This window comes from Nocardia sp. CDC153 (genome assembly GCF_035818515.1).
Classification (GTDB): domain Bacteria; phylum Actinomycetota; class Actinomycetes; order Mycobacteriales; family Mycobacteriaceae; genus Nocardia.
Genome location: NZ_JAYKYU010000006.1, coordinates 155,814 through 169,056 on the forward strand (window position 1 = coordinate 155,814; position 13,243 = coordinate 169,056).

General features: G+C 67.9%; 7 protein-coding genes. 2 read left to right on the plus strand and 5 right to left on the minus strand.

Annotation, left to right across the window (positions count from 1 at the left end; genetic code table 11):
- Nucleotides 1-2: 2 nt before the first annotated feature.
- The 3 genes from VMT65_RS31040 to VMT65_RS31050 all read right to left on the minus strand — a co-directional run bounded on the left by VMT65_RS31040 (nt 3) and on the right by VMT65_RS31050 (nt 2,936).
- Nucleotides 3-734: an HAD family hydrolase gene (locus VMT65_RS31040; protein WP_326312073.1), complete on the minus strand. Its 732-nt coding sequence runs from the start codon at nt 732-734 to the stop codon at nt 3-5.
- Complete coding sequence (locus VMT65_RS31045; protein ID WP_326312074.1) at nt 731-2,257, minus strand: mannitol dehydrogenase family protein; 1,527 nt, start codon at nt 2,255-2,257, stop codon at nt 731-733. Before VMT65_RS31045 ends, VMT65_RS31040 begins: the two co-directional genes overlap by 4 nt.
- Before the next feature lie 310 nt (nt 2,258-2,567).
- On the minus strand, nt 2,568-2,936 hold the full coding sequence (locus VMT65_RS31050; protein ID WP_326312075.1) for a hypothetical protein: 369 nt from the start codon (nt 2,934-2,936) through the stop codon (nt 2,568-2,570).
- A 173-nt stretch (nt 2,937-3,109) separates the two neighbouring features.
- Between VMT65_RS31050 and VMT65_RS31055 the strand changes: the two genes are divergently transcribed.
- Together VMT65_RS31055 and VMT65_RS31060 are read left to right on the plus strand one after the other, a co-directional pair.
- Nucleotides 3,110-8,575 (plus strand): ATP-binding protein, encoded by a 5,466-nt coding sequence (locus VMT65_RS31055; RefSeq protein WP_326312076.1) that lies wholly within the window; start codon nt 3,110-3,112, stop codon nt 8,573-8,575.
- 172 nt (nt 8,576-8,747) lie between these two features.
- Nucleotides 8,748-9,947, plus strand: coding sequence for a cytochrome P450 (locus VMT65_RS31060; RefSeq protein ID WP_326312077.1), 1,200 nt, complete (start codon nt 8,748-8,750; stop codon nt 9,945-9,947).
- 38 nt (nt 9,948-9,985) lie between these two features.
- Here the strand turns inward: VMT65_RS31060 and VMT65_RS31065 are convergent, their stop codons facing one another.
- Both VMT65_RS31065 and VMT65_RS31070 read right to left on the minus strand, forming a co-directional pair.
- Complete coding sequence (locus tag VMT65_RS31065) at nt 9,986-11,755, minus strand: acyl-CoA dehydrogenase family protein (RefSeq protein ID WP_326312078.1); 1,770 nt, start codon at nt 11,753-11,755, stop codon at nt 9,986-9,988.
- A 196-nt stretch (nt 11,756-11,951) separates the two neighbouring features.
- Nucleotides 11,952-13,214, minus strand: a complete 1,263-nt coding sequence (locus VMT65_RS31070) for a cytochrome P450 (RefSeq protein ID WP_326312079.1) — start codon at nt 13,212-13,214, stop codon at nt 11,952-11,954.
- Nucleotides 13,215-13,243: the final 29 nt, after the last annotated feature.

Genomic DNA, 13,243 nt, shown 5'->3' on the forward strand with positions numbered 1-13,243 from the left:
CCTCACCACAGCACCGGTCGATACTGCCGCGGCACAGCGTCATTGGCGGCGGCGATGTAGTCGATGACATGCAGCAGATCGGGATAGACCCGATGGGCGAGACCGCTCGTCTCCGCCGTCGCGGGCACCAGATCCGGAATCAGCATGCAGCGCAGGCCCGCCGCGTGCGCGGCACGCAGACCATTGGGTGAATCCTCGCAGGCCAGCGTGAGTTCCGGAGCCGTGTCCAGCGCCGCCGCGGCGGTCAGATACGGCTCCGGATGCGGTTTGCCCCGCCGCACATCCTGACGGGTGACGATCGCGTCGAACCGCTCCCACAGACCCACCGCCCGCAGATGATGCCGGGTGCGGTCCCGATTCGAGGAGGTCGCGATGGCGCGGGGGAGCCCGCGCTCGTCCAGCTCGTCGAGCAGTTCGGCGACACCCGGTTTCGTGGCGAGACGGCCCTCGTCGACCAGCCGGGCGATGACGGTCTCGTGCCGGGCGAAGAACTCGTCCAGCGGAAACCCCGGCCCGAAGGCCGCGGCCGCCAACTCCCGGCAGCGGTCGGCGGGCATGCCGATCAGACTGTGGCAGAACTCCCGAGAGAGCTCGAACCCCAATTCACCGCCCGACACCGCAAGCGATTCCACCGCCAGCCGCTCGGAATCCAGCAACAGCCCGTCCATATCGAAAACAACGGCCCGAACCGGCTTCTCGTACGCATCCATGCCCGCAACCTCGTCCACGCTCATGCCACCCGCCCAACGAATTCCGGCCGCAGCCGCCGCTCGATCACCTCGGACACATTGTCGCGGATCAGCTCGGTCAACGCGTCGCCCACCTCCTGCTGCACATGGCCCAAATGCGGCAGCACACCGAAAATATCGGTGCGCGCGACGAATGCGCGGGCCCGCCGATGCGGATCGGGAATCGCCGCCAACCGCGCGAGCTCGGCCGCCCGCGGATCAATGATCTGCCCCGGTGCCTTCGGCGTTCCGCACAGATCGAACCAGTGAATCCACGCCGCGATCAACAGAATAGCGGCGGGCGTCGGCCGCCCCGCGGCGAGATTCTCACGCATGGCCGCGGTGACCCGCGGCAGCATCTTGTCCGAGCCATTGCGCCCCACCCGCGTCATCTCGTGGCGAATATCGGGATTGCGGAAGCGCCGCATCAGATCTCGCACGGTGCGCTGCAATTCGGTCTCCGCCAAGGTCAGGGTCGGCCCCTGCTCGTACAGCATGAACTGCCGCGCCAACGCACTCAGCGCCGGATCCGCACTCGCCTCGGCAATGGTCGAATACCCGGCCAACGCGCCCACATAGGCCAACAACAGATGAGTTCCATTGAGCAGCCGCAGTTTCGCCAATTCATGGCCCGTCACATCGCCCACGTAATCCGCCCCGACCAGATCCCAGCGCGGGCGCTCACCCTCGAAATTCTCGATGGTCCACGTCATGAACGGTTCGGCCGACACCTGCGCGCGATCATCGACCCCACCCAGCCGGGTCCGCGCCGCCGCATCGTCGGTGTCCGCACCGGAGGCCACAATGCGATCCACCACACTGCACGGGAATTGCACATTGCGCCCGATCCAATTCGCCAGCCGATCATCGCGCAGGGCCGCGAAATCCAAGACCGCACTGCGCAATTGCCGCCCATTGGCCGACAGATTGTCGCAACTGATCACCACCGGCGGCGTCCCGCCCCGCCGCCGCACCGCGGCCAGCCCGCCCACCAGCATCCCGATGGCCGTGCACGGCTTCGCGCTGCACCGCAGATCGTGGCGCACCGGATCGCTGCCCGAATCCAGCCGCCCGCTCGGCGCGAGGCAGTACCCGCCGGTGGTGACGGTGAGCGTCACGATCCGCACCCGCGGATCGGCCACCCGCCGCACCACCCCGATCCGATCCGACGGCGCGTGCACCGCCGCGGTGATCGCGCCGACCACTTCCGCCCGCACTACGCCCTCATCGCGCAGCAGGGTGGTGTAGAGGTTGTCCTGCGCCCGCAGCGCCCCGACCACATCGGGCCGGGACATGGCGACCGTCGAAATCCCCCAGCGCCGATCCCCGGTCGCGCTCATGGCGTGCTGGGTGATCAGCGCCTGATGCGCGCGATGAAACGCACCGCACCCCAGGTGCACGATGCCGGTGCCCAAACTGCCGGGGGTGAACGGCGGCCGGGTGACATCCTCCGGCAATCCGCGCAACGCCCCGACGCCCAACCGCGGCGAAAGACCCGCGGATCCAAACGAATTCGAATTGCTGTACATACCGAGTCCTCCGGGAGCATTCGGAATGATCAGGGATGAATGCGACCGATCGACATTGAACCCGGTGCAGATTCCGAATCTAGGACAGGTTTTCGGAAAGATCGACACCACTTTCGGTATCCAAACGTGTACGGTCCATCACACGATTTCCGGCAGTGGCCGTAGAGATTTCGTAAATGCGCACCTGAAAAGCGGAGAAAGGCGTAGAGCCGCTATTCGGATTTTTCGGACGTCGGTTCTTTTCCTTAAAGAACCCACAGAGATTGCACCGTCAACCGATTCCGATCGGCCATCCGGACGTCACGCCGAGTTACTGCGGAGTTTCCTCGACGCTCGAGTTCGCGGCCGCGAGCGATTCGGCGGCCCGGCGCGCGATGGTCTGCGCCTGCCGCACCTGCGCCTCCGGATGGGCGGTGCGCTGCGCCAGCGCGATCTGAATCCGGTCGAAGGCGACACCCGCGTCGGCGGCGGCGCGCCGCAGGGCCGACTGCTGGAAGTCGATTTCGTGGTACTCGAGCTCGAGATCGGAATACCGTTGCCGCAGATCGGTGATGTGGTCGATGACCGCGGCCGCTTCCTGGGTGGTCAGCACCAGCCGCGGATGCTCCTCACCTGCGAGAAGCGCCTCGGCGGCGGCCTCGGCCCAACGCGCGTGCAGGACGTCGAGAACGTCGGCCAATCGGATCGCCTCCCACGCTGCTGGTGGCCTCGGACAATAGTTTTTCAAGATATACGTGCCAGTAACCCCCTACTGCGGTGTACCTGCGCGTAGCAGACGTGCAGACTACCTGGCACCGGCAGTCGTAACCGCAAGCGACTGGCGCAGGGCTAGGAAGAGGAAGGAACCGGCAAGTGTTCAGTCGCATCGCCATCGTGAACCGGGGAGAGGCCGCCATGCGGCTCATCCACGCGGTCCGGGATCTGGCCGCAGAAACTGGCCGCCCGATCGAAACCGTAGCTCTCTACACCGATGTCGACAGAAACGCGACCTTCGTGCGCGAGGCCGATATCGCGTACGACCTGGGTCTCGCGTCGGCACGTCCGTATCTGGACCTGAAGGTCCTCGAAAAGGCGCTCAAGGCGACCAAGGCCGATTCCGCCTGGGTCGGTTGGGGTTTCGTCGCCGAGGACCCCGCCTTCGCGGAACTGTGCGAGCAGATCGGTGTCACGTTCATCGGCCCCGATCCGGAGGCCATGCGCAAGCTCGGCGACAAGATCGGCGCGAAGCTGATCGCCGAGGAGGTCGGCGTGCCGGTCGCGCCGTGGAGCCGCGGCGGGGTCGACACCGTCGAGGCCGCCGTCGCCGCCGCCGCGGAGATCGGCTACCCGCTCATGCTCAAGGCCACCGCCGGTGGCGGCGGTCGCGGCATCCGCATGATCACCAATGAGGCCGAACTCGTCGAGGCCTATGAACGCACCCGCCAGGAGGCCGCGCGCGCCTTCGGCTCCGGTGTCGTCTTCCTCGAGCGCCTGGTCACCGGCGCCCGCCACGTCGAGGTCCAGGTGATCGCCGACGGTCAGGGCACCGCGTGGGCGCTGGGCGTGCGCGACTGCTCGGTGCAGCGCCGCAATCAGAAGGTCATCGAGGAGTCGGCCTCCCCGGTGCTGCGTCCCGAGCAGGTCGCCGAGCTCAAGGCGTCGGCCGAGCGGCTCGCGGTCAAGGTCGGCTACCGCGGCGCGGCCACCGTCGAATTCCTTTACCACCCCGGCGAGGAGCTGTTCGCCTTCCTCGAGGTGAACACCCGTCTGCAGGTCGAGCATCCGATCACCGAGTCCACCACCGGATTCGACCTGGTGCGCGCCCAGCTGCTGGTCGCCTCGGGGGAGAAGCTGGTGGGCGAGCCGCCCGCCGAGCGCGGCCACGCCATCGAGGCCCGCCTCAATGCCGAGGATCCCGACCGCGACTTCGCGCCCGCCCCGGGCCGCATCGCGCGCCTGGACCTGCCCGCCGGTCCCGGCATCCGCGTGGACACCGGTGTCAGCGAGGGCGACACCATCCCCGCCGACTTCGACTCCATGATCGCCAAGATCATCGCCTACGGCCGCGACCGCGACGAGGCGCTGGGCCGCCTGCGCCGCGCCATGGGCCAGACCCGCGTGGTCATCGAGGGCGGCGCCACCAACAAGAGCTTCGTCCTGGACCTGCTCGACCAGCCCGAGGTGATCGACGGCAGCGCCGACACCGGCTGGATCGACCGCGTGCGCGCGCAGGGCCGTTTGGTCTCGCACCGCCACTCCGCCATCGCGCTCATCGTCGCCGCCATCGACGCCTACGAGGAGGAGGAGCAGAGCGAGCGGTCGCGGCTGCTGTCCACCGCCGCCGGTGGCCGCCCGCAGGTGCAGCACGAGAGCGGACGCCCGCTCGACCTCAAGCTGCGCGGCGTCGGCTACCGGGTGCGGGTGGCCCGCATCGGCGCCGACCGCTTCCGCGTCGGGCTCGAGGCGGGCGGCGAAATCCGGGCCGCCGACGTGGATTTGGTGCGTTTCGACCGCCACACCGGTCAGGTCGTGGTGAATGGCACCCGCTTCCGGGTGACCGCGGGCGCGCACGGCCCGATCCACGCCGTGGATGTCGACGGCGTCATGCACCGTGTCAGCCGCGACGAGGGCGGCGTGGTCCGCTCGCCCGCGCCCGCGCTGGTGGTCGCGACCCCGCTCGAGGTCGGCGCGGAGGTCGAGGCGGGCGCACCGGTGCTCGTGCTCGAGTCCATGAAGATGGAAACCGTGCTGCGCGCGCCCTTCCGGGCTCGCCTGAAGGAATGCGCGGTGTCGGTCGGTTCCCAGGTGGAGACCGGTGCGCCGCTGCTGCGGCTGGAGCCGCTCTCCGATGAGGAGGACGACGCCGCCACCGAGACGACCGAATCGGTCGAACTGGATCTGCCGGGCCGTCCGGCGCCGGTGCGTCCGGAAGAGGGTCTGGCCCGCAGTCTCGAGGATCTGCGCGGCTTGCTGCTGGGCTTCGACGTCGACCCGCACGACGAGCGCCGCGTGCTCGACGACTACCTGGCCGTGCGCCGGGTCGCCATCGAGGACAACCGCCGCCCGCTGGCCGAAGAGGTCGAACTGATCCAGGTCTTCGCCGATCTGGCCGAGCTGAGCCACAATCGCCCCTCCGGCGATGACGGCAAGGCCGGGGTGCACAGTGCCCGCGAGTACTTCCACACCTACCTGCAGAGCCTGGATGTCGAGCGGGCCGGGCTGCCGGAATCGTTCAAGACCAAGCTCGCCGCGGCCCTGGGCCACTACGGCATCACCGAGCTGGATCGTTCGCCCGAACTCGAGGCCGCGGTCTTCCGGATCTTCCTGGCCCAGCAGCGTCCGTCCGGCACCGTCACGGTCATCACCGCGCTGCTGCGCGAGTGGCTGAGCGAGCCGGTCCCGGACCGCGTGCTGCGCGAGCCCGTCGGCCTGGCGCTCGAGCGTCTGGTTGCCGCCACCCAGGTGCGCATCCCGGTGATCGCCGATCTCGCGCGTGGCGTCGTGTACGCCTGGTACGGCCACCCGCTGCTGCGTCGCAACCGTGCCCGCGTCTACACCAATGTCCGCAAGCACCTGAGTTTCCTCGACGCGCAACCGGATACGCCCGATCGCGCCGAGCGCATCGCCGATATGGTGCGCAGCACCGAACCGCTGGTGCGACTGCTCGGTCAGCGCCTGGTGCGCGGCCGCGTCGACAACACCGTCATGCTCGAGGTGCTGACCCGCCGCTACTACGGCAACAAGGATCTCGCGTCGGTGCGGGTCCAGCAGGCCGGTGGCTGCTCGTTCGTCGTCGCCGAGCGTCGGGGCGTGAGCCTGGCGTCGGCCGCGGTGAGCTTCGACTCGCTGGGCACCGTGGTGCGCGGGCTGGGCGAATTGGCCAGTGGCGCTTCGTCGGTCGAGGCCGACATCTACCTGAGCTGGGAACGCCAGCCCGAGGACTTCGACGCCATGGCCTCGGCCCTGCAGGATGTCCTTGCCACCCAGTCGCTTCCGAACCAGGTGCACCGCATCACCTGCACGGTGGCGGGCAGCGGCGGCGCGGTCATGCACCACCACTTCACCTTCCGCCCGACCACCACCGGCATGGTCGAGGAACGGCTCATTCGCGGCCTGCACCCCTACATCGCGCAGCGCATGCAGATGAAGCGGTTGCGCAAGTTCGACCTCACCCGTCTGCCGTCCTCGGACGACGAAGAGGTGTACCTGTTCCGCGCGGTCGCCAAGGAGAACCCGGCCGACGACCGGCTCATCGCCTTCGCGCAGGTGCGTGACCTGGAGGCATTGCGCGATCACGACGGCCGCCTGCTGGCGCTGCCCACCGCGGAGAGCGCCATCGCCACCTGCCTGGATTCCATCCGGCGCGCGCACGCGCAGCGGCCCTCGGCCAAGCGCTTCAACACCAACCGCGTGGTCATGTACATCTGGCCGCCGGTCGAGGTCACCCTCGAGGAGTTGGAGACGGTGATCGGCGGGCACGTGCTGCCGATGACCGCGGGCGCGGGGCTCGAGGAGATCCTGCTCATCGCGCGTCAGCGCGACAAGGACACCGGCGAGCTGACCAAGATCGCGGTGCGGATCTCGTTCGACGCCACCGGAGGTGTCGAGGTGAGCATCGGCGAGCGGACCGACGAACCGGTCGAGCCGCTGGACGCCTACCGCCAGAAGGTGCTGCGCGCCAGCAGCCGCAACACCGTCTACCCGTACGAGCTGACCGGACTGCTCGGCCAGTTCAGCGAATACGACCTCGACGCCGAGCACAAACTGGTGCCGGTCGACCGGCCCAAGGGGCACAACAGCGCGGCGCTGGTCGCCGGTGTGGTCACCACGCCGACCGACAAGTACCCGCAGGGCGTCAGCCGGGTCGTGCTGCTCGGCGATCCGACCAAATCCCTTGGCGCGCTGTCGGAGCCGGAATGCCGCCGGGTGATCGCGGCCCTGGATCTGGCCGAGCAGATGCGGGTGCCGCTGGAGTGGTACGCGCTGTCCTCGGGCGCCCGCATCTCCATGGAGTCGGGTACCGAGAACATGGACTGGGTGGCCGCGGCGCTCAAGCGGATCGTCGAGTTCACCCAGGACGGCGGCGAGATCAATATCGTCGTCGCGGGCATCAATGTCGGCGCGCAGCCGTACTGGAACGCCGAGGCCACCATGCTCATGCACACCAAGGGCGTGCTGATCATGACCCCGGATTCGGCCATGGTGCTCACCGGCAAGCAGGCCCTCGACTTCTCCGGCGGTGTGTCGGCCGAGGACAACTTCGGCATCGGCGGCTACGACCGCGTCATGGGCCCCAACGGCCAGGCGCAGTACTGGGCCCCGAACCTGACCGCGGCCCGCGACATCCTGATGGCGCACTACGACCACACCTACATCGCCCCCGGCGAGCAGGCCCCGCGCGAGTCGGCGACCACCGACCCGATCGACCGCGACATCTCCGACTACCCGCACACCCTGGCGGGCAGCGACTTCACCACCGTCGGCGAGATCTTCTCCGCCGCGGCCAATCCCGACCGCAAGAAGCCGTTCGACATTCGCACGGTCATGCGGGCGGTCGCCGACCAGGACCACCCGGTCCTGGAGCGCTGGGAGGCCATGGCCGACGCCGACACCGCGGTCGTGCAGGACGCACACCTGGGCGGCATCCCGGTCTGCCTGCTGGGCATCGAATCCCGTGGCGTGGTCCGCCACGGCTTCCCGCCCACCGACGGACCCGACACCTACACCGCGGGCACCCTGTTCCCGCGCTCGTCGAAGAAGGCCGCCCGGGCCATCAACGCCGCCAGCGGCAACCGCCCGCTGGTGGTGCTGGCGAACCTGTCGGGCTTCGACGGCTCGCCGGAGTCCATGCGCAAGCTGCAGCTCGAGTACGGCGCCGAAATCGGCCGGGCGATCGTCAATTTCGATGGTCCGATCGTCTTCTGCGTCATCTCCCGCTACCACGGTGGCGCGTTCGTGGTGTTCTCCAAGGCGCTCAACGAGAACATGACCGTGCTGGCCCTGGACGGCTCGTTCGCCTCGGTCCTCGGTGGCGCCCCGGCCGCCGCGGTCGTCTTCTCCGGTGATGTCGACGCGCGCACCGCGGCCGATCCGCGCGTGCGTGACTTCGAGACCCGCGCGGCCAATGCCTCCGGCACCGACCGCGCCACGATCACCGCGGAGCGCAACGAGATTCGTTCCTCGGTGCGCGCGGAGAAGCTCAGCGAGGTCGCGGCCGAATTCGACCGCGTCCACAACATCCACCGCGCCGTGGAGGTGGGTTCGGTCGACGCCGTGATCCAGGCCAGCGAGATGCGCCCGCGCATCATCGAGGCCATCCGCGCCCACCGGCGCGGCTGAATCCGGCACCAGCGCGGCTGAATCCCGGTCGGTCACTGAACAATCGGGCCGTGTCTTCGGACACGGCCCGATTGTCGTTCGGCCGTGCGATCCCGGGCGGAGTCTGTAAGGTTGCTGTTGCTAGTGAAAGGTGTTCCAGGGCAAGTCGACACAGACATGTGAGGGATCATTCGTGGCCGCGTCGCCGGAGTCGATGTACACCCGCGAGTTCGCCGAGGATCCGCATGCGGCCTATGAGCGGTGGCGGCGAGCGCACGGTCCGCTGGTACCAGTCGAGCTGACGCCGGGGGTGCGGGCCACCCTGGTGCTGGGGTACGCGACCGCCCTGCGAATCCTCAACGACGCGGCCAACTTTCCGGCCGATCCGCGGCAGTGGCAGGCCTCGATGCCCGCCGGGTGCCCGGTGCTGCCGCTGATGCAGTGGCGGCCGAATGCGTTGCACAGCAGTGGATCCGAGCATCATCGATACCGGTCGGCCACGGTCGCGGCGCTGGAAACCGTTGACCTGCACGGCATGCACACCGTGGTCGAGCAGATCGCGCTGCCGCTGATCCAGGAATTCGGCACCCATGTCGGCGCGCACCACACGCTCGGCGGCGCGGACCTGTTGGAGCAGTACATCTATCCGCTGGTGTACCGGGTGCTGGACTTCCTGCTGGGTTTCGACGCCGACACCGGCGAACAGATCGGCGCGGGCATGGCGATGATCTTCGACTCCGCCGCGGACGCCGTCGCCGGCAACGCCATGATGACCGCCGCCATGAGCGAGCACATCGAACGCAAACGCGCCCGCCCCGGCGACGACATCACCTCGCACCTGATCACCCGCAGCGATCTGAGCACCGAGGAGCTCATCCACCAGCTGTCCACCCTCTACGGCGGCGGCAGCGAGCCGCAGGCGCATCTGATCTCGAACACGCTGCTGCTCATGATGACCGACACCCGCTTCGCCGGAGACCTGATCAGCGGCAGCCTCTCCACCCGCGACGCCCTCGACGAGGTCCTGTTCAGCAACCCGCCCCTGGCCAACTTCTGCATGACCTACCCCCGCCAGCCCATCCTCATCGACGGCGTCTGGCTACCCGCCCACCAACCGGTGGTCATCAGCATGGCCGCGAGCAATACCGACCCGGCCATCCACTCCGCCGATCAAACCCGCTTCGGCAACCGCGCCCACCTCTCCTGGGGCGCGGGCCCCCACCAATGCCCGGCCCGCCAACTCGGCTACCAAATCGCCATGGACGCCATCGACCAACTCCTCGACTTCGTCCCCGACATGAAACTGGCCGTCCCCGAAGCCGACCTGGTCTGGCGCCCCGGCCCCTTCCACCGAGCCCTGGAATCCCTCCCGGTGGTCTTTCCGTCCGGATAGGGCGCGCCCCACCCGGACGGGGGTGCGATCACGGGAACTCAGTGCCGCCGGGGATCCGCGATACGGTTGTCCCACGCCTGCGGCAGATCTTCGGAAAGCACCGGCGCGCCGAGGATCTCATCGTTGAACTCGAAGGCATCCAGCAGCGGCTCGAGGTACTCGGCGAGGTTGTCGACGGCGAGGCGTAGCTGCTGTTCGAGCGTCGCGACCGCGTCGAGGGCGAGCAGGCCGTGTGTCAGGTACCAGGTGGCATGCTGAACGAGGTAGTGCAGCGCGAAAACATCACGCACGGCCGCCAGTTCGGGATGCTCGGCGAGCCCGTCGAGTTGCCGCAACGCCTCCTCGGCGCAATAGGCCTCGGCGAGATCGAGGGCCGCGGGGATGACCGCGAGCCGGTCCTCGAGCCCGGGGGTGGTCAGATGCTGTTGCGCCTCTTGCACAATCGTCAGTGTGCGGGCCCGGAACAGGCGCGCGCGATCGTTCCGGTCGGTGGGATCGTGCGGCCTCGGCGCGGGCGGTGCGCTGGTGGCGAGATCCTTGGCCAGCACGCGACCGGCGACCGAGCCCAGGACGTAGCAGTCGCCCTCGCCGGTGATGGCCGCGTGGCAGACGCCGAGGTAATCGGCGACCCGGTTGGCGCTGAACATGCCCTGCGCGCCCATCTTGATGCGGCAGTGGGTGACCGTGTCCAGGGCGTGCAGCTGAATGAAGTGCTTGGCCAACATGACCGAGACGACGGTATTGCGGTCGGTGAGGTCGCTGCCCGCCAGCGCGGTCTTGACGCTGTTGCCGTACACGGTGCGCGCGATGGTTCCGGCCAGATCGGTCAGCAGGGTGTCGCGCACGTGCGGGAGGTCGGCCATGAGCGGGTGGTCGAACGGGGTCAGTGGCACGACCCGTTTGGCGGCGTAGCGCAGTGCGATGTACAGCGAGGCTCGGGCGCTGGCGTTCAGGCAGGAGGACAGCGCCAGCCGCCCGACGGTGAGCTGGCTGATGGCCGAGGCGAAGGCTCGCTTGCGGCTGTTCTCGTCGCGCCAGGTCAGCACGCCCTGATCGTCGATGCTGGCCAGGTTGTTGCTCAGCCAGGCGCTGCGTTCGACCCGCAGATTGTCGAAGCTGATGACCGAGTTGTCCATGATGACCAGCGGCTGGTGGTCGAGCTGGCTGATCGTGACCCCCGGCGCCGCTTCACCATTGGCGTCGCGCAGGCGTGCGGTGAACAGGTGCACGCCCTGGTCCACGCCCGCGGAATCGATGTAGCGCGCGCCGACGACGCACACCCGGGACACCGGAATGCCCACGCTGGGCATGAATTTGCGGGCCCGTGGGTTGGGGGTGTTGATGACGAACCCGTCGCCGTCCCAGGTCGCGGTGGTCTGCATGAACCCGATGTTCGAGCCGCACCCGTACTCGGTCAGCAGCATGACGCCGATCGCCGAGGCATCGTCGAGATCTTGCAGATACGGTGCGGCGGAATCGGAATCGGTCAGCGTGGCCAGGCTGCCCGAGGCCAGGTTGAAGTGCCCCGAGATGAGCGGGATCAGATCCGTCGCCAGCACCGCCGACCAGTCGAACACGGCGAACAGCTCGGGCAGGTCGGTGGCAACCTCGCGCGTACTGCCGATTTCCTTGACCAGGTACCGCAATTGGTCGTAGGCGTCCTCGCGTCGACGCTGTTGACTCTGCTTGTCGGTGACGAAGTAGTCCGGGTTGCTGAGGATCTCCTGCAAGTGCTGGTGAAAATCCAAGCTGCCGTGCCGAAGCACGTCGGCCAGCGATGCACCCTGCGTGCCCGCGCGCGTATTCATAACCGCCTCCTACTTTTTCGCGATCCCGGCGGCATCGTCTGAGACGATACGATCCTCGGCGAGTATTGCCACCGGGTTACTTCCGACCGGAAGAGTCGCGAATTGTAGTGTCACACAGAGTGACTCGAGACTCATAGTGGAAGCTCACAAAGAGGATTGCGCTATGAGTCCGAGCTCGATCGATAGCGTCGGGCGGCTAGGCCTGGTCCATGGTGAACGGGCGGCGGGTGGCCGGGAAAACGACCGGCAATGTGGTCAGCGCCCGGTGGAACGGGCCCGGCCGCCAGACCAGCTCGTCCTCCGGCACCGCCAGGGCGATGTCGGGAAGGAAGTCCAAGAGCTGATCGATGATGTCCTGGGCGAGCAGGATCCCGTACGGGCGGGCGTGCGCCGGGCAGGCGTGATCGCCGGTGCTGAACGCCAGATTCCAACCGTTGTCCAGGAACTCGCCCGTGTTCAACTCCGGGTCGGTATTGCAGGCGGCCATGCTGATGATGACCGGCTGATCGGCGGGCAGCCACACGCCGTCGACCAGGATGGGCTGGCGCGGGTAGGTGATGCAGTAGTTGGCCATCGGCGGGTCGGTGGCCAGCCGCTCGTCGATGGCATTGCGGGTGGTCAGCGGAATCCTGTTGTCGCCGCTGGTGAACCGCTTGTCGGTCATCATCAGCAGCAGGGTGTTGGCGATGAGGTTCAGCGGGGGTTCGACACCGGCGGCGAACAACAGCACCAGCTGATGCACCATCTCCTCGTCGGAGAGGTTGGCGGGGTGTTGGACCAGCCGGGTCGTGACGTCATCGGCGGGGTGGGCTCTTTTGAGCGCGGTGAGATCGAGCAGGGCCTCACCCATTTGGGCGTTGACCGTTGCGGTGTCCACCCCGTCGAACATGGCGGCGCTCGCGGCGGCGACGCGCTCACCGATTTCGGGCGGGCAGCCGAGGACCTGGCAGAACACCGAGAAGACCATCGGGAGCGCGTATTGGCTCAGAATGTCGGCCTGGCCGTCCACGCAGAACGTATTGACCAGGGGCAGTGCCGAGCGCTCCACCATGGCGTGCAGCAGATTCAGGTCGATCCCGGCCAGTGCGTCCATCAGCGCCCGGCGATAGCGGGCGTGTTCCGCGCCGCTGGTGCGAATCGCGTTGGGCCGGTACTCGATCATCGGCATGATCGGAATATCGCCGGGCACGGTCTGCTGCCAGGCGCTCGGATCGGCCGGGAAATGATGGGAGTCATTGAGAATCCGCACCGCGGTCGCATACCGGATGACCAGGGTCGCGGGAACGCCCGGCCATAGGTCGACCGGCACCAGCGAGCCGTAGACCTCCCGCATCCGCCGATACGAACCGTGCGGATCGGCCGCGAACTCCGGACTGTAAATGGGCACTCTCGAACTCGCGTTCTCGACCACCACATTCGAACCGGCGGAAGCACCCTCACGCGCGTGCTGCGGATCCACGAAGTCTCCTTGTATTCGGTTGCGGCAGA

Bases quoted from the DNA above. Each gene is read 5' to 3' on its own strand.
- VMT65_RS31065 (WP_326312078.1), bottom strand. From the start codon at position 11,755: ATGAATACGCGCGCGGGCACGCAGGGTGCATCGCTGGCCGACGTGCTT.
- VMT65_RS31045 (WP_326312074.1), bottom strand. From the start codon at position 2,257: ATGTACAGCAATTCGAATTCGTTTGGATCCGCGGGTCTTTCGCCGCGG.
- VMT65_RS31040 (WP_326312073.1), bottom strand. From the start codon at position 734: ATGAGCGTGGACGAGGTTGCGGGCATGGATGCGTACGAGAAGCCGGTT.